Source organism: Faecalibacterium taiwanense, assembly GCF_036632915.2.
Lineage (GTDB): Bacteria > Bacillota > Clostridia > Oscillospirales > Ruminococcaceae > Faecalibacterium > Faecalibacterium taiwanense.
Genome location: NZ_CP155552.1, coordinates 1691862 through 1708625, shown reverse-complemented (window position 1 = coordinate 1708625; position 16764 = coordinate 1691862). Strand labels below are relative to the sequence as shown.

Sequence of the window (16764 nt, the reverse complement as noted above, 5' to 3'; positions counted from 1 at the left end):
GGCCCGGCGCAGCAAAAAGGGGAATGATTATGAGTGACGATACCATTTTTATCAACCGGGAACTGAGCTGGCTGGATTTCAACCGGCGCGTTCTTGCGCTGGGAAAGGATAAAAATGTTCCGCTTGCAGAGCGGGTCAAATTTCTTGCGATCTACGGTTCCAATCTGGACGAGTTTTTTATGGTGCGCGTGGGTTCTCTGCAGGAGCGCGCCAATCTGGAACAGGAACAGGGCAAAAAGGTCAAGAGGGAAAACAAGACCAACATGTCTGCGGCGGAACAGCTGACTGCCATCATGCCCAAAACGGCACAGCTGCAGGAGGAGTGCGATAAATACTACGCAAAGGCGCTGGAAGCACTGGCGGAGTGCGGCTGGCGCAAGGTGGATCTTGACCACTTGTCCAAGGAGGACGAGCACTTCTGGAAGAAGTACTTCCAAACGGAGCTGTTCCCCATCCTCAGCCCGCAGATCGTGGATAACCGCCATCCGTTCCCATTCCTGCGCAATAAGGAGATTTACCTTGGCGTTCTGCTCAAGGAAAAACACCCGGCAGGGCAGAGCCTTGGAATCATTCCCATTTCCAGCCAGATGGAACGGATGCACGTTGTAAAAAAAGACGGCGAAACGCAGTTTGCACTTACCGAAGAGCTGGTGCTGCACTTTGCGGCCAGCATCTTTGGCAAAGAGACGATTCAGGAAAAATGTCTTTTCCGCGTTACCCGCAATGCGGATATCGACGTAAAAGAGGGCATGATGGATCATGATATCGACTACCGCGAGATCATGACCGAGCTGCTCAAGCGCCGCCGTAAGCTGGCTGCGGTGCGTCTGCAGATCACGCCTGCTCCGGCCCCGGAGGTAGAACGCCTGCTGTGCAACCGTCTGCTGCTCACCCATAAACGGGTGTTCGAGCAGAAAAGCCCGCTGGATCTGAGCTTTTTCTACAAGCTCACCGGCCGCATGGAAGCGGAGGGGCGGCCGGAACTGTTCTACCCGGCTGCACGGCCCATGCTGCCGCCGCCGGACTACGACCTTGCCGCTGAAGTGCAGAAGCACGATGTGCTGCTCAGCTACCCGTACCAGTCCATCCGGCCCTTCATTGCCATGCTCAAAAAGGCTGCCCATGATCCTGAGGTCATTTCCATCAAAATGACACTGTACCGTATGGCGCGGGAGTCCCAGATCGTGCAGGCGCTGATGGAAGCCGCTGAGAACGGCAAAGAGGTGGTGGCGCTGGTGGAGCTGCGCGCCCGCTTTGACGAGCAGAACAATATCGACTGGTCGAAGCAGCTGGAAAGCGCAGGCTGTACGGTCATTTATGGCTTTGATGATTACAAAGTGCACTCCAAGCTGACCCTTATCACCAAAAAGAGCAAAGAGGGCTACTCTTATATCACCCAGATCGGCACCGGCAACTACAACGAAAAGACCAGTGAGCTTTACACGGACTACTCCTTCATTACGGCAGACCATGGCATTGGCGAGGAAGCTTCCAATGTGTTCCAGAACCTTGCTGTGCAGAAGCTGACTGAGGAGAGCGACCGGATGCTGGTAGCACCGCTGCGCTTCAAGAGCGTATTGCTGGAAGAGATGGATCGTGTCATTGCCGCCGCCCGCATGGGCCGTCCGGCATCCATGATCCTGAAAAACAATTCCATCAGCGACCGGGATATCATCCTCAAGCTGCAGGAAGCCAGCTGTGCCGGTGTGCGCATTGATATGATCGTGCGCGGCATCTGCTGCGTGCGCGCCGGCGTGCCCGGCAAGACGGAGAACCTGCATATCCGCAGCCTTGTGGGTCGTTATCTGGAGCATGGCCGCATTTACAGCTTCTTCGATGGTGCACATACCCGCATCTATATTGCATCCGGCGATTTCCTCACCCGCAACACCGAGTGCCGCGTGGAGGTGGGCGTGCGCGTGGAGGATCCCGTGCTGGTGCGGAAGCTTACCGACATTCTGCAGCTGCAGCTGCGGGATAATGTCAATGCCCGCGAGATGCGCCCGGACGGCAGCTACCAGAAGGTAAAGCCCGCTGAGGGCGAAGCACTGGTGAACGGCCAGATGGGCATGTATGAGCTGTTGAAAAATGACTGGACGCAGCCGGAGCCTTGGAAGCTTTCTGCCGCTGTGCAGGAAAAACAGCCTGAACCTTCTGCCGAAGCAGAAAAGCCAGAACCTGCGAAAACGGAAGCGGCTCCCGCTGCAAAACAGGCAGAAGTTTCTCACCCGGAATCTGCTGCGGCACCGGAAAGCGGCGACCGCTTTGACCAGCTGGAACAGATGGTCAATCATAAAAAGCGTACAGAGCCGCAGCCTGCCCCTGCAGCCAAGCCGATAAAGCCGGTGGTGGTGGAGACACCCGCCCCCAGAAGCCGCCTGAAACGGATTTTGGATTTTTTCAAGTTACGCAGATAATATTTGCAAGACCCGACAGAGCAAACCCTCTGCCGGGTCTTTTTGCGTGTTTGCCTGCATAAATAAAAAGCAAACGGAAGGCGGGAGGCAGAAGGTGCGGGCAAAGCGATGGGGACGAGCCGGGCACGGCAGGGAGCAGCCCAGACGGAGGGTGATTTTTCTGGCAGTTTTAGCCGGACTGCTGGTGTGCGTGGTGCTTCCGGTGCGGGCGCAGAAAAAAACGGGGAAGCTCTGTTTCCCGCTGGACACCACACAGTACCGTGTTTCGGACGGATACGGCTGGCGGCAGGATCCTTTTACCGGGGAAAGGACGTTCCATAAGGGCATTGATCTTGCCTGTGCAGAGGGAACAGAAGTGCTTGCTGCGGAAGGCGGTGCGGTGGTGCAGGCATACCGCAGCACAAGCTATGGCACCTGTCTGCGTGTTCTCCATACAGATGGCAGCGAGTCACTTTACGCCCATTTGCAGTACGCCTATGTCCGCCCGGGCGAGGTGGTGGAAGCAGGGCAGCTGCTGGGCGCAGCAGGGCGCAGCGGGCGCGCTACGGGAGCACACCTGCATTTTGAACTGTACCGGCAGGGAACAGCCTGTGACCCGGCGGATGCGCTGGGCCTTTCCTCATGAAGCTGCATGATTCCCGGCAGCTGGGGCCGCTGGTGTTCCGCGACCCGCTGCTTTTGTGTAGCGCACTGTATTTTCTGCTCTACTTTGATGCAAGCGGCTTTCTGCGGCTGGGGTTGCTGGCGGCGTTCCTGCACGAGTGCGGGCACATTCTGGTGTATTGTGTGTTTCTGCGCCGCTTTCCGGTCATTGAGGTGACCATGACCGGCTTTTGTATGCGGATGGACGCTCCGGCCCGGGGCCTTTCACCGGGGCGGCTCTTTTGGCTGGCTGCTGCAGGCCCGGCGGTCAATTTCATGCTGGCAGGCATCTGGGCGCTGCGGCTGGAACAGGAACTGACCATCCGCGGCAGTGCCTTCTGGGCGGCAAATCTGCTGACCGGGGGATTCAATCTGCTGCCCGTTCCACCGCTGGATGGGGCGCAGCTGGCATCCTGCCTGTGCGAAATGCGGCGTGCAGGCAAAAAGTTTAAGGGAAATGATTGAAAAAACAGCTCATTTCGGGTACAATAAAATGACGTGTAAAAATGGACTGTTTATTGGAGGACTCGATGTTTGATCCAAAACTGAAAGAAGCACTGGGACGGGTACAGAAGCCTGGTCGTTATACCGGCGGAGAACCCGGCAGTGTATATAAGGACAAAGAAAAAGTGGATGTCCGCTTTGCGTTCTGCTTTCCGGACACCTATGAGGTAGGTATGTCCTTCCTCGGCGAAAAGATCCTGTATGAGCTGCTCAACAGCCACGAAAACTGGTGGTGCGAGCGTGCTTTTATGCCGTGGCTGGATATGAAGGCCGAGATGGAGCGTCTTGGTCTGCCGCTCTACACCATGGAGAGCAAGGATCCGCTCACCGCTTTTGATGCAGTGGGCTTCACCCTGCAGTACGAGCTTTCCTATACCAATATTCTGGCTATGCTGGATCTGGCGGGCATCCCGTTCTATTCCAAGGATCGCGATGAAAGCTGGCCGCTGATCGTGGCGGGTGGCCCCTGCGCCTGCAACGCGGAACCCATTGCGGACTTTTTTGATGTGGTCCAGCTGGGTGAGGGCGAAAACCAGCTGCCCGGCATCTGCGCCGAGATCGAAAAGGCCAAGAAGGAGGGCGGCGTCTCCAAAAAGGAGCTGCTGCTGCGCATTGCAAAGATCCCCGGTGTCTATATCCCGGCGTTCTACGATGTGGAGTATTACGAAGATGGCCGGGTCAAGGCCATCACCCCCAATGAGCCGGGCATCCCGGCGCGCATCACCAAGGCGATCATCAAGGACCTGAACGAGTTTGCCCCGCCTACGAATTTCGTGGTGCCCATGGTGGGTGCCATTCAGGACCGCGCCAGCATTGAGGTGCTGCGCGGCTGTGTGCGTGGCTGCCGTTTCTGTCAGGCGGGCTTTCTGTACCGTCCCATGCGCCAGCGTGACGCGGGCCTTCTGAACAGGGCGGCGCAGGAGCTGTGCGCCAACACCGGCTATGAAGAACTGAGCCTTTCCAGCCTGTCCACCTCTGACCACGGCCAGCTGGAAGAGCTGCTGGACGATTTGAACGAGTGGGCACCCAAGGAGCATGTGAGTCTGTCACTGCCTTCGCTGCGCGTGGACAATTTCTCCCAGAGCCTCATTGAAAAGACCACCAAGGTGCGCAAGAGCGGCCTGACCTTCGCCGCCGAAGCCGGCACCCAGCGCCTGCGCAACGTCATCAACAAGAATGTCACATGGGATGAGATCGAAAAGACCTGCACCATTGCATTCAACGCGGGCTACACCTCGGTCAAGCTCTACTTCATGATGGGCCTGCCCACCGAGACCATGGAGGACATTGAGGGCATCGCAGAGACGGCGCAGAAGGTGGTCGATCTTTACTATTCTCTGCCCAAGCGCGGCAAGGGAAAGGGCGTTCAGGTGACGATCAGCTGTGCCTGCTTTGTGCCCAAGCCCCATACGCCGTTTGAGTTCGTGCCCATGGACACTGAAGAAATGCTGCGCGCCAAGCAGAAGCACCTGCTGGAAAGTGTGCGCAGCCGCAAGATCAAGGTCAACTATCACGACAGCACCACCAGCTTTCTGGAGGGCGTGTTCGCCAAGGGCGACCGCCGTCTGGCACCGGTCATTGTGGAAGCCTACAAGCGCGGCTGCTACTTCGACGGCTGGGAGGAGTGCTTCAAGTACGATACTTGGCTGCAGACCTTTGCCGATTTGGGCATCGACCCGGCATTCTATTGCCAGCGGCCCATCGGTCTGGACGAAGTGACGCCCTGGTCCCATATGGACTACGGTGTTACCCACGAATATCTGGTGCGGGAGTACCAAAAGGCTCTTGCCGCCCAGACCACCCAGCCCTGCAACCGTGCCTGCCACGGCTGCGGCGCAAATCATCTGTTAGGAGGTCCCTGCTTTGATTACAGTCAGAATCTCGTTTGAGAAAAAGAATGAGGCCTCCTACATCTCCCTGCTGGACCTGCAGCGGGTGATGCAGCGGGTGCTCAAGCGCAGCGGCCTGCCGGTGTGGCATACGCTGGGTTTCAACCCCCACATCTATATGACCTTTGCCTGCCCGCTTTCGCTGGGGCAGGAGAGCGAGTGCGAGTGCGTGGATGTCAAGACCGAAGCGGAAGCCCCGGATTTTGAGCAGTGGAAAGCGGCCCTCAATGCCATCATGCCCGCAGGCATCGTGATCACGCACGTTGGCCCGGTGCAGATGAAGGCGGACCTCATTGCCTACGCATGCTATCGCATCACCTACCCGGCGGCAGCGGCTGCGGCGCTGGATGCGTACAATGCGCTGGAAAGCGCTCCGGTGGAAAAGCACGGCAAAAAAGGCAACAAGATCATTGAGCTGAAGGATTACATCGCCGCAGGTGGAGTACACCACGGAGGGGGACAGCCTGCACATTGATCTGTGCATGCCGGCCGCACAGGAACTGAACCTGAACCCCTCGCTGCTGACCGGCTTTCTGGAAGAAAAATTCGGCCTGCCTGCCGTCAGCGCCAACATCCTGCGCAAAAAGTTTTTGACGGCAGATAAGCAGCTGTTTGTCTGATCGGAGCGTGAAAGACCGTCTGTTGGGCAAAACAGAAAATTTTTGCATTTATTTTGGTCAGAACGCTTGCATTCACGCAGGTTTTGTGATATCCTATTTAGGCGTTAGTGTCCGCTGAGACCACAGCGGGGTTAATGACAATATCATTAAACGGGCGGTCCTCTGACGGCAAAGTGCCGTGTATGAACGTCTAAAAACAAATGGAGGATTCAAAAATGGACGCACTGAAGATTATTTCTGAAGGCAGCATCAAGGCTGAAAAGCCTCAGTTCAACGTTGGCGATACCGTCCGCGTTGATGTTCGTATCAAGGAAGGCGACCGTGAGCGCATTCAGGCCTTTGAGGGCACTGTGATCGCAAAGAAGCACGGCGGCGTTGCTGAGACCTTCACCGTTCGCCGCGTTGCTTACGGTGTCGGCATCGAGCGTGTCTTCCCCATCAACAGCCCCTTCGTTGAGAAGGTCACCGTTGTCCGCAAGGGCAAGGTTCGCCGCGCAAAGCTGTTCTACCTGCGTGGTCGTACGGGCAAGGCTGCCAAGGTCAAGAGCGATATTTGATCATCCCCGATTTGAAACGGGAAAAAAGGGACAACCTTGTTGTCCCTTTTTTCTTTATCAAAATTTCGGAAAAAATGCGGCTTTTTGCAGGCACCGTTCTTGCGAAGAGCCTGTCGGCTGCGGTATAATCGGGTCAGCAGTGTAAAACCAGAAGGTGAGGTGTACCGGATATGGAAAAACAGGAACAGGCAAAGCCCGTGCGTGGGCAGAACCTGCTGGAATGGTACGAGGCATTGATCTCGGCAGCGCTGGTGCTGGTGCTGATCTTTTCGTTTTTCTTCCGCATCATTCAGGTGGACGGCAGCTCCATGGTGCCCACACTGGTGAACGGTGATAAGCTCATCGTGTGGGGAGCAGGCTATACACCGCAGCGTGGTGACGTGGTCATTGTGGACAGCTATACCTCCTACGGTAAACCGCTGGTCAAGCGTGTCATCGCCAAAGGCGGCGATACGGTCTCCATCGATTATGCGACCGGCACCGTGGCGGTGAACGGCGAGGTCTTGCAGGAGGACTACATTGCAGAGCCTACCTATCTTGGCTATGATGTAACTTTCCCGTATACGGTGCCGGAGGGCACGGTGTTCGTGATGGGTGATAACCGCAACCAATCACTGGACAGCCGTTCCACCTATGTGGGCTGCATCGATGAACGGGATATTCTGGGCAAGGTGCTTGTGTGCTTTATGCCCTTTACAGATTTTGGGGTGGTAAAATGAACGAAATGGATACCCGCTTTGCAAACCAGTACAATATTCAGTGGTTCCCGGGCCACATGACCAAGACCCTGCGCATGATGGAGCAGGAGATCCAGCACGTGGATGCCAGCCTTGTGCTGCTGGATGCCCGCATCCCGCTTTCCAGCCTGAACCCGGAGATCGAGCGCATCACGGCCCGCAAGCCGAAACTATACGCGCTGAACAAGGCCGATCTGGCAGACCCGGCTGTAACGGAAGAGTGGATCAAGTATTTCCGTGCGGCAGATGCCGGCTGTGTGGCCATCAGCGCCAAGCAGAAGGGCGGTGCCAATGCGGTAAAGGCTGCCATTGAAAAAGAACTGGCGGGCCTGCTGGAACGCCGCCAGAACCGCGGCATGGGCGGTGCCAAAACACAGGTGATGCTGTGCGGCATCCCCAATGTGGGCAAATCCACCTTCATCAACACCTTTGCAGGCTCTGCCCGCGCCAAGGCGGCAGACCGCCCGGGCGTAACCAAGGGCAAACAGTGGGTCAGCACCGACAAATTTGATCTGCTGGATATGCCCGGCGTACTGTGGAAGAAGTTTGACTCCAAGACCATTGCGTCCAATCTGGCCTTTATCGGCTCCATCAAGGATGATATTCTGGATGTGGAAGAGCTGGCCATGAACCTGCTGGACGAGGTGCGCCGCAACTACCCCGACCTTGTGGCCCAGCGCTACAAGCTGGATGCCGAAACGCTGGCCCTGCCGCCCTACGAGCTGATGGAAGCCATCGGCCGCAAGCGCGGTCTGCTGGTGCGCGGCGGCGAGGTGAACACCGAGCGCTGCGCCATTATGCTGGTGGACGAGTTCCGCGCCTGCAAGTGGGGCCGCATCTCGCTGGAGCGTCCGCCGCAGCGGGATGATCTGGCTGATTTTGCCGAGGAGGATGACGAATGAAGCGCCGTTCCGACGAGGAGATCTCGGCTCCGCTGTATGAGTACGATGCCGCTGTACGCAGTCAGTATGGCTGCTTTGCAGGCGTGGACGAAGCCGGACGCGGCCCTCTGTGCGGCCCGGTGTGCGTAGCGGCCTGTATTCTGGACCCGGAGAATCCGGTCTTTGGCATCAACGACTCCAAAAAGCTTACCGAGAAAAAGCGGGAAGCTCTGTTTGATGAGATCATTGAAAAGGCGTTGGCCTACAAAATTGTTTTTGTGGGGCCGGAGATCATCGACCGGGACAACATCCTCAACGCCACCATGGGCGGCATGAAGCAGGCTGTGGAAGAGCTGGACATCGTGCCGAACCTTGTTCTCGTGGATGGAAACCGCACCCCGGCAGGGCTGCTGGTCCCGGCACAGCCGGTGGTCAAGGGCGATGCCACCAGTGCCAGCATCGGCGCAGCATCCGTCCTTGCCAAGGTCAGCCGTGACCGCTATATGCTGGAACTGGACAGACAGTATCCGCAGTATCAGCTGGCAAAGCACAAGGGCTACCCGACCAAGCTCCACTATGAGCTGATCGCCCAGTACGGCATCCAGCCGTTCTACCGCCGCAGCTTCCTCAAAAAGCAGGGCTACTGGCCGGAGAACGGAAAGTGAACCGCGCCGAGACAGGGCGCAGGGGAGAAGCTGCTGCGGCCCGCTGGTATCAGAAGCAGGGCTGCAGGCTGCTGGCACACAACTTCCACACCCGGATGGGTGAGCTGGATGTTGTGGTGCAGGAGCCGGATGGGACCATTGTCATCTGTGAGGTCAAGACCCGTGCGGAAGGCTCTCTGGCCAGCCCGGCAGAAGCGGTGGACCGGCCCAAACAGCGCCGCCTGATCCGTGCAGCACAGTGTTATCTGCAGCAGAATGGCCTGAGCGATGCACCGGTGCGATTTGACGTGGCAGAAGTGTTCCCTCTTGACAGCGGGCGCTGGATGGTACATATTATAAGGGGCGCTTTTCTCACGTAAAGCAACGGCCCCGGTGGGAAAATGTACGGGCAGAGGGCTTCTCTGCCACAGCAGAAGAGCGTGCTTTGCACGTTCTACGGCGAAAAAGGAGCGACAACAATGCAGTTTTTTAGTACCAGAGACCAAAACCGCAAAGTGACTTCCTCGGAAGCAATCGCACAGGGCCTGTCCAACGAGGGAGGTCTGTTTGTACCGGAAAGCTTTCCGCAGGTGGATGTGAAGGCACTGTGCGAGCTGGACTACCCGGCCATGGCAGCTGCCGTCATCAAAGAATATCTGACCGACTACTCGCAGGATTTCCTGACTGAAGCTGCCCACAAGACCTACGGAGAGGCCTTTGGCGGCAAGGCAGGCTATCTTGCCCCGGTGGAAGGGGACACCTATGCCTTAGAGCTGTGGCATGGCCCTACCTGTGCATTCAAGGATTATGCTCTGCAGCTGATGCCGAAGCTTCTGGTGGAAGCCAAAAAGAATCTGGGCCGCACGGAAAAGACCCTGATCCTTGTGGCGACCAGCGGCGATACCGGAAAGGCAGCTCTGGACGGCTACCATGATATCCCGGGCGTGGAGATCGCAGTGTTCTATCCCACGGGCGGCACCAGCGAGATCCAGCGCCTGCAGATGGCAACGCAGGAGGGCGCCAACGTGGCAGTGTACGCTGTGCGCGGCAACTTTGATGATGCACAGACCGGTGTGAAGAAGGTCTTTGGTGACACTGCCATTGCAGCAGAGCTTGCCAAGCGGAACATCCGCCTGTCCAGCGCCAACTCCATCAACTGGGGCCGTCTGGTGCCGCAGATCGTCTATTACTTTGCCGCCTATGCCCAGCTGCTCAAGGCGGGCAGGATCACCTTCGGCGATGAAGTGGACTTCTGCGTACCCACCGGCAACTTCGGCGACATTCTGGCAGGCTACTATGCAAAGCGCATGGGCCTGCCCGTAGGCAAGCTGGTCTGCGCTTCCAATGAGAACAACGTGCTGACCGATTTCCTCACCACCGGCACCTACACCGCAAAGCGGGAGTTCTTCAAGACCACCTCGCCCAGCATGGACATTCTGGTGTCCTCGAACCTCGAGCGCCTTCTGTACCATGTCACCGGCAGTGATGCCGAGGTGGCGGGCCTGATGAAGAGCCTTGCCGAGACTGGCAGCTATACTGTGCGTCCGGAGACGCTGGCTGCCATTCAGGAGAACTTCTCCTGCGGCTGGAGCAGTGAGGAAGAAGTGGCAGGGGAGATCCGTGTCCGCTACGAGAAGGACAATTACCTGTGTGATACCCACACCGCCGTTGCGTTCCATGTGGCAGCGCAGAAAAAGCGCGAGGGCGTGCCCATGGTGGTGCTGTCCACCGCGTCTCCCTTCAAGTTCCCGCGCAGTGTGCTGGAAGCACTGGGCCGCACCGCCCCGGAAAATGATTTTGAAGCAATGCAGCAGCTGGAAGCAGCTACCGCGCATACCGCACCGGCAAGCCTTGCCGCGCTGCGCCAGAAGCCGGAGCGCTTTAACACCGTGATCGATCCTGCGCAGATCGCCGAGGTGGCGCTGGGCTATCAGGAATAACGCATCCTGCTGCATTTAGAACAGGAGAAAAAACATGGCACTTTTTGTGCTTGGCGATACCCACCTTTCTCTGGGCGCTTCCAAGCCGATGGATATTTTTCCCGGCTGGAATGATTATGTGGAGCGCCTTGAGAAAAACTGGCGCAAGCTCATCAAACCAGAGGATACCATTGTATTGGCGGGCGATATCAGCTGGGCCATGCGCCTGACCGATACCCGTAAGGATTTTGAATTTCTGCAGAGCCTGCCCGGGCAGAAGATCATCATGAAGGGCAACCACGATTACTGGTGGTCTACCGTGAACAAGATGAATGCCTACCTCAAAGCAGAAGGCTTTGATACCCTGCACATTCTGCACAACAACTCTTACAGTGTAGAGGGGTATGCACTGTGCGGTACCCGCGGCTGGCTGTTTGATGCAGGCGAGGCCCACGACGAAAAGGTGATGAACCGCGAGATCGGACGGCTGCGCATGAGCTTGGATGCCGCCGAACCCGGGCTGGAAAAGCTGGTGTTCCTGCACTATCCGCCGGTGTATACCGGCACCAGTGCGCCGGAGATCGTAGCCACCTTAAAGGAATACAGCATCAGGACCTGCTACTATGGCCATCTGCACGGCAATGCCATCCGCTATGCGGTGCAGGGCGATGTGGATGGCATCCACTACAAGCTGGTCAGTGCCGATGGGCTGCGTTTTTGCCCGTACCGCATCAATTGAACCGTTAAAACCAATAAAAATTAACAATTTGGGCTGGCAATTGTGTCAGGAGCGTGCTATAATAGTTTTTGACGCGATTGTTGCACCCAATTGAGCGCGCGCGTCCCCGCATATTGCAAAAGCAAGTTCATCCAGGACGCAGTGCGCGGTTGCAAAGGGCAAAAACTTCCTGCCCTGCGCAATAGAATTTTTGAGTGGAGGAAAAACAAATGAATTTCATCAAGTGTGAAAAGCTCGAGAAGAGCATGGCAGAACTGCAGTTCTCCATCGACGCAGAGGCTTTCAAGAAGGCTGTTGCCGATGTTTTCAAGAAGGAAGGCAAGAAGTACGCTGTTCCCGGCTTCCGTAAGGGCAAGGCTCCCCGCGCTCTGATCGAGAAGATGTACGGCGCTGATGTCTTTACCTATGATGCCATCAATGAGCTGTTCCCCGAGGCTTTCGAGGCTGCTGTCAAGGAAGCTGGCGTTGAGCCGGTCGGCCGTCCGGAGGTCACTGTTGACTCTGCTGATGAGACCAACGGTGTCACCCTGACCGTCAAGGTCGCTGTCAAGCCTGAAGTCAAGATTGGCAGCTACAATGGTCTGACAGTTGAAAAGACTGTCCATACTGTTTCTGACGAGGCTGTTGAAGCTGAGCTGAAGCGTGTGCAGGAGCGCAATGCCCGTGAGCTGACCCGTGAGGGCGCTGCTGAGAACGGCGACATCGCTGATATCGACTTCGAGGGCTTCGTCGATGGCGTGGCTTTCGAGGGCGGCAAGGCTGAGCACTACAGCCTGACTCTGGGCAGCGGCAGCTTCATCCCCGGCTTTGAGGATCAGATCGTGGGCCACTCCGCTGGCGAAGAGTTCGACGTGAATGTTACCTTCCCCACCGAGTATCAGGCTGCCGAACTGGCTGGCAAGGCTGCTGTGTTCAAGATCAAGCTGCACGAAGTGAAGTACAAGGAGCTGCCTGCTCTGGATGACGAGCTGGCTAAGGATTGCTCTGAGTACGACACTCTGGACGAGTTCAAGGCTTCCATCCGCAAGAACAATCAGGAGCAGTTGGACAAGCAGGACGATCTGGCTGTTGAGAACGCTCTGGTGGATCAGGTCATCGAGAGCATGGAGGGTGAGATCCCCCAGGCAATGTATGATGCCCGCATGGACGAGATGGTCAACGACTTCGCATTCCGCGTGGAGCAGCAGGGCCTGCGCCTCGAGGACTACCTGAAGTATATGGGCCAGACTATGGAGCAGTTCCGCGCTTCCTTCATGCCGCAGGCTGAGAAGCAGGTCAAGATCCGTCTGGCTCTGGAGGCTGTTGCTGCTGCTGAGAACATCGAGGCTTCCGAGGAGGAAGTTTCCGCTGAGATCAAGCGCATCGCTGACCAGTACAAGATGGAAGAGGACAAGGTTCGTGAGCTGGTCAATGTTGACGACCTGAAGAAGGATCTGGCCATCAACAAGGCCATCGACTTCATCAAGAGCCACGCAAACATCGTGGAGAAGGCTGCTGAGGAAGAGAAGGCTGCAGACGCTGAGTAATCAGCTCCTGTGTTCCTTTGAAGCGGGCAGTATGCTGCACGGTTTCAATCAAAGGTTGTAAAAATTGACCGATACGGCAGAACCGGCAGGGAAACCGTATCGGTCAATTTTGCAAATACTATATTCCATTTCAGGAGGCGAACTTTATGAGTTTTGTTCCTTACGTTGTGGAACAGTCGTCCCATGGCGAGCGTTCCTATGATATTTTCTCCCGTCTTTTGAACGATCGCATCATCGTTCTGAGCGAGGATGTCAACGATACCTCCGCCAGCCTTGTTGTGGCACAGCTGCTGTATCTGGAAGGGCAGGACCCGGACAAGGACATCAGCCTGTATATCAACAGCCCCGGCGGCTCCATCAGCGCCGGCATGGCCATCCACGATACCATGCAGTATATCAAGTGCGATGTTTCCACCATCTGCATGGGCATGGCAGCTTCCATGGGTGCCTTCCTGCTGGCAAGCGGCACCAAGGGGAAGCGTTTTGCACTGCCCAACTCGGAAATTCTGATCCATCAGCCGCTGATTGGCGGGCAGGGCGGCGGCCTTTCCGGCCAGACCACCGATATCAAGATCCATGCCGAGCACATGGTGTATATCCGCGATAAGATGAACCGCATGCTCAGCGAGTACACCGGCCAGCCGCTGGAAAAGATCCAGCTGGATACCGAGCGCGACAACTATATGTCCGCACTGCAGGCAAAGGAATACGGCCTGATCGATGAGGTCATTGCCCACCGCTGAGCCGCCGACATTTAATTTACCCAGGATAAGGAAAAACAGCTATGGCAAATAACAATTCCGGCAGAGACAAAAACGAAAAGGATCTGGTCTGCAGCTTCTGCGGAAAGCATCAGGACGAAGTGGAGCGTATGATCATCGGCCCCGGTGTCAATATCTGCAGCGAATGCATCGGCCTGTGCCACGACCTGCTTTCCGACAAGCCGGATCAGCCCAAAAGCGCCCGACCGGCCCGCGGTGCAAACCGTGCACACATCCAGCCTGCGGACAATCTGGATATCAACATCCTGACCCCGGCTGAGATCAAGGAAGGTCTGGATCAGTATGTGATCGGTCAGGACGAGGCAAAGCGTGTGCTGGCCGTCTCGGTCTACAACCACTACAAGCGCATCCTCAGCGGCAAGGGCAGCGATGTGGAGCTGCAGAAGTCCAACGTGCTGCTGCTGGGTCCTTCCGGCGTGGGCAAGACCCTGCTGGCACAGACTCTGGCAAAAATGCTGGGCGTTCCCTTCGCCATTGCCGATGCCACCACCCTGACCGAAGCCGGTTATGTGGGCGAGGATGTGGAAAACATTCTGCTCAAGTTGATCCAAGCAGCGGATTTTGATGTGCAGAAGGCACAGATCGGTATTATCTATATCGACGAGATCGACAAGATCACCCGCAAGAGTGAGAACCCCTCCATCACCCGCGATGTGGGCGGTGAGGGCGTGCAGCAGGCCCTGTTGAAGATTTTGGAGGGCACTGTGAGCAATGTTCCTCCGCAGGGCGGCCGCAAGCACCCGCAGCAGGAGTTCATCCAGATCGACACCACCAACATCCTGTTCATCTGCGGCGGTGCATTTGATGGCTTGGATAAGTATATCCTGCGCCGCACCGATAAGTCCGCACTGGGCTTCGGCAGCAGCCTGAAGGATAATTCCAGCGAAGCAGAGAAGGCTCTGCTGCGCAAGGTGGAACCCCACGATCTGGTCAAGTTCGGCCTGATCCCGGAACTGATCGGCCGTCTGCCGGTCATTACCGTGCTGGACGATCTGGACGAGGACGCTCTGGTTCGCGTGCTCAAGGAGCCGCGCAACAGCCTTGTGAAGCAGTATAAGGAACTTCTGAGCATGGATAATGTGGAACTGAACTTCACGGATGAAGCGCTCCACGCCATTGCCCGCAAGACGATCGAGCGCAAGACCGGTGCCCGCGGCCTGCGCAGCGTGATGGAAAGCATTCTGCTGCCCATCATGTACGAGGTGCCCACCGATGCTACCATCATCCGCGTAACTGTGGATGAAGATACCGTGGAAGGCGGCGAAGCACATCTGGAATACGGCGCGGTGCGCAAGCGCTATAAAAATCAGGTCGCTCTGAGCTGACGCTTTTAGCGTACAGCAGGGGAGCAAAGACCCGGCATTCAAGCTCTGTTTCAAAAGCTTTTTGCTTTTGGCAGGGCTTTTTGCTTTATTATTCTTGTTTCTGAGGGCAAAATGTACTATAATATTAAGGTCTGGAATGGCATGGGGAACGCTCCCTGGCAGGAATGCTCCGCAAAATGCCGCTCTGGCGCTATGGGTAACAGGAAGTACGATAAAGGAGTGTGTTTCTAATGGCAAATTATCTTGCAATGAATCGTGATGAACTCACTGCCGAAAAGGCAGCGCTTGAAGCAAAGTACAAGGAATTTCAGGCCAAGGGCCTCAAGCTGAATATGGCCCGCGGCAAGCCCGGCCCTCACCAGATGGATCTGGCCATGGACCTGCTGAAGATGAATGATTACACCACCGATGCTGGCACGGATGCCCGCAACTATGGCGAGCTGGAAGGCCTGCAGGAGGCCCGCGTGCTGTTTGCGGATGTCTTTGGCGTAAAGCCGGAGGAAGTGTTCGTGGGCGGCAACTCCAGCCTGCAGCTGATGTATAACCTCGTCAATATCGGCTATGTGTTCGGTTTCCCGGAGTCTCCGTGCCCCTGGTCTCAGGTGGAGAAGCGCAAGTTCCTCTGCCCGGTGCCCGGCTATGACCGTCACTTTGCTATTACCGAGGAGTTTGGCTTTGAGCTGATCAGTGTGCCTATGACCCCCAATGGCCCGGATATGGACATTGTGGAAAAGCTGGTGGCCGAGGATCCTGACATCAAGGGCATCTGGTGTGTGCCGCAGTATTCCAACCCCGATGGCTACACCTACAGCGATGAGACCATCGAGCGTTTTGCCAAGATGAAGACCGCTGCGCCTGATTTCAAGATCTTCTGGGATGAAGCCTATATCGTCCATCACCTGACCGATGAGATCATCGAGACTCCGGTGCTGCTGAACGAGAGCAAGAAGTACGGCAACGAAAACCGTGTGTTCATGTTCACTTCCACCAGCAAGATCACCTTCCCGGGCGCAGGCGTCTCTGCCATTGCCTGCAGCGAGAGCAGCATGAAGTATATCTGCAAGCGCTTCTCGGTCATGATCATCAGCTACGACAAGATGAACCAGCTGCGCCACGTCCGCTTCCTGAAGAACAAGGAAGGTGTGCTGGCCCACATGGCAAAGCACCGTCGTCGTCTGGTGCCCTGCTTTGATGCCGTCAAGACCGCGTTCAAGAACAACCTCATCCCCTGCGGGGATATTGCCCACTGGACGGACCCCAAGGGCGGCTACTTCATCAGCCTGTATGTGATGCCCGGCTGTGCAAAGCGCGTGGCGGGTCTGTGCAAGGATGCGGGTCTGACCCTGACCGGTGCCGGTTCTGCATATCCCTATCACAAGGACCCCGAGGATTCTCACCTGCGCATTGCGCCCACCTATCCCAGTCTGGACGAGGTGGAAACCGCTTCCGAACTGCTGTGCATCTGTGTGCGTCTGGCTGTGGCAGAAAAACTGCTGGCTGACAAGGCAGACTAACATTTTTTGATTTTATCTCCTCTGTGCGGCCCGTCTGGGCCGTCAGGGGAGTTTTGTCGCAAGAAAGC

At 56.6% G+C, this 16764-nt stretch carries 17 protein-coding genes; all 17 read left to right on the top strand.

Going from position 1 to position 16764, the window contains the following annotated elements:
* Positions 1-29: 29 nt before the first annotated feature.
* The 17 genes from ppk1 (at position 30) to PXT33_RS08455 (ending at position 16696) form a co-directional block, all read left to right on the top strand.
* Positions 30-2417, top strand: a complete 2388-nt coding sequence (ppk1, locus tag PXT33_RS08535) for a polyphosphate kinase 1 (protein WP_332376336.1) — start codon at positions 30-32, stop codon at positions 2415-2417.
* Between the two features lie 151 nt (positions 2418-2568).
* Positions 2569-3042 (top strand): M23 family metallopeptidase, encoded by a 474-nt coding sequence (locus PXT33_RS08530; protein ID WP_332376335.1) that lies wholly within the window; start codon positions 2569-2571, stop codon positions 3040-3042.
* Positions 3039-3524, top strand: coding sequence for a peptidase (locus tag PXT33_RS08525; protein ID WP_120020213.1), 486 nt, complete (start codon positions 3039-3041; stop codon positions 3522-3524). Before PXT33_RS08530 ends, PXT33_RS08525 begins: the two co-directional genes overlap by 4 nt.
* A gap of 65 nt (positions 3525-3589) precedes the next feature.
* Entirely contained in the window at positions 3590-5452 is a 1863-nt protein-coding gene (locus tag PXT33_RS08520) for a TIGR03960 family B12-binding radical SAM protein (RefSeq protein ID WP_097775642.1), read from the top strand.
* Positions 5427-5927: a TIGR03936 family radical SAM-associated protein gene (locus PXT33_RS08515; RefSeq protein ID WP_347070283.1), complete on the top strand. Its 501-nt coding sequence runs from the start codon at positions 5427-5429 to the stop codon at positions 5925-5927. Before PXT33_RS08520 ends, PXT33_RS08515 begins: the two co-directional genes overlap by 26 nt.
* Complete coding sequence (locus PXT33_RS08510; RefSeq protein WP_347070282.1) at positions 5890-6072, top strand: hypothetical protein; 183 nt, start codon at positions 5890-5892, stop codon at positions 6070-6072. Before PXT33_RS08515 ends, PXT33_RS08510 begins: the two co-directional genes overlap by 38 nt.
* 215 nt (positions 6073-6287) lie before the next feature.
* The gene (rplS, locus tag PXT33_RS08505; RefSeq protein WP_022257134.1) at positions 6288-6629 is read left to right on the top strand and encodes a 50S ribosomal protein L19; all 342 of its coding nucleotides are present in this window, start codon (positions 6288-6290) and stop codon (positions 6627-6629) included.
* Positions 6630-6799: 170 nt separating this feature from the next.
* A complete protein-coding gene (gene lepB, locus PXT33_RS08500) occupies positions 6800-7348 on the top strand; it encodes a signal peptidase I (protein ID WP_097775640.1) in 549 nt (182 codons plus the stop codon).
* Positions 7345-8268, top strand: a complete 924-nt coding sequence (ylqF, locus tag PXT33_RS08495; protein WP_005941918.1) for a ribosome biogenesis GTPase YlqF — start codon at positions 7345-7347, stop codon at positions 8266-8268. Before lepB ends, ylqF begins: the two co-directional genes overlap by 4 nt.
* The gene (locus PXT33_RS08490) at positions 8265-8912 is read left to right on the top strand and encodes a ribonuclease HII (protein WP_097777741.1); all 648 of its coding nucleotides are present in this window, start codon (positions 8265-8267) and stop codon (positions 8910-8912) included. The genes ylqF and PXT33_RS08490 overlap by 4 nt, the downstream gene beginning before the upstream one ends.
* Positions 8909-9271, top strand: a complete 363-nt coding sequence (locus PXT33_RS08485; protein ID WP_120079326.1) for a YraN family protein — start codon at positions 8909-8911, stop codon at positions 9269-9271. Before PXT33_RS08490 ends, PXT33_RS08485 begins: the two co-directional genes overlap by 4 nt.
* Before the next feature lie 99 nt (positions 9272-9370).
* A complete protein-coding gene (thrC, locus tag PXT33_RS08480) occupies positions 9371-10831 on the top strand; it encodes a threonine synthase (RefSeq protein WP_097775638.1) in 1461 nt (486 codons plus the stop codon).
* Between the two features lie 34 nt (positions 10832-10865).
* Positions 10866-11549 (top strand): metallophosphoesterase, encoded by a 684-nt coding sequence (locus PXT33_RS08475; protein WP_005941928.1) that lies wholly within the window; start codon positions 10866-10868, stop codon positions 11547-11549.
* A 209-nt stretch (positions 11550-11758) separates the two neighbouring features.
* A complete protein-coding gene (gene tig / locus PXT33_RS08470) occupies positions 11759-13075 on the top strand; it encodes a trigger factor (RefSeq protein ID WP_249235965.1) in 1317 nt (438 codons plus the stop codon).
* 146 nt (positions 13076-13221) lie between these two features.
* Positions 13222-13818 (top strand): ATP-dependent Clp endopeptidase proteolytic subunit ClpP, encoded by a 597-nt coding sequence (gene clpP, locus PXT33_RS08465; RefSeq protein WP_005941935.1) that lies wholly within the window; start codon positions 13222-13224, stop codon positions 13816-13818.
* 41 nt (positions 13819-13859) lie between these two features.
* Positions 13860-15182 (top strand): ATP-dependent Clp protease ATP-binding subunit ClpX, encoded by a 1323-nt coding sequence (clpX, locus tag PXT33_RS08460; protein ID WP_332376330.1) that lies wholly within the window; start codon positions 13860-13862, stop codon positions 15180-15182.
* Positions 15183-15412: 230 nt separating this feature from the next.
* Positions 15413-16696: an aminotransferase gene (locus tag PXT33_RS08455; RefSeq protein WP_005941939.1), complete on the top strand. Its 1284-nt coding sequence runs from the start codon at positions 15413-15415 to the stop codon at positions 16694-16696.
* Positions 16697-16764: the final 68 nt, after the last annotated feature.

Coding starts and splice junctions, on each gene's coding strand:
- tig (WP_249235965.1), top strand. CDS start 11,759: ATGAATTTCATCAAGTGTGAAAAGCTCGAGAAGAGCATGGCAGAACTG.
- ppk1 (WP_332376336.1), top strand. CDS start 30: ATGAGTGACGATACCATTTTTATCAACCGGGAACTGAGCTGGCTGGAT.
- PXT33_RS08490 (WP_097777741.1), top strand. CDS start 8,265: ATGAAGCGCCGTTCCGACGAGGAGATCTCGGCTCCGCTGTATGAGTAC.
- ylqF (WP_005941918.1), top strand. CDS start 7,345: ATGAACGAAATGGATACCCGCTTTGCAAACCAGTACAATATTCAGTGG.
- rplS (WP_022257134.1), top strand. CDS start 6,288: ATGGACGCACTGAAGATTATTTCTGAAGGCAGCATCAAGGCTGAAAAG.
- thrC (WP_097775638.1), top strand. CDS start 9,371: ATGCAGTTTTTTAGTACCAGAGACCAAAACCGCAAAGTGACTTCCTCG.
- clpX (WP_332376330.1), top strand. CDS start 13,860: ATGGCAAATAACAATTCCGGCAGAGACAAAAACGAAAAGGATCTGGTC.
- lepB (WP_097775640.1), top strand. CDS start 6,800: ATGGAAAAACAGGAACAGGCAAAGCCCGTGCGTGGGCAGAACCTGCTG.
- PXT33_RS08455 (WP_005941939.1), top strand. CDS start 15,413: ATGGCAAATTATCTTGCAATGAATCGTGATGAACTCACTGCCGAAAAG.
- PXT33_RS08520 (WP_097775642.1), top strand. CDS start 3,590: ATGTTTGATCCAAAACTGAAAGAAGCACTGGGACGGGTACAGAAGCCT.
- clpP (WP_005941935.1), top strand. CDS start 13,222: ATGAGTTTTGTTCCTTACGTTGTGGAACAGTCGTCCCATGGCGAGCGT.
- PXT33_RS08475 (WP_005941928.1), top strand. CDS start 10,866: ATGGCACTTTTTGTGCTTGGCGATACCCACCTTTCTCTGGGCGCTTCC.
- PXT33_RS08525 (WP_120020213.1), top strand. CDS start 3,039: ATGAAGCTGCATGATTCCCGGCAGCTGGGGCCGCTGGTGTTCCGCGAC.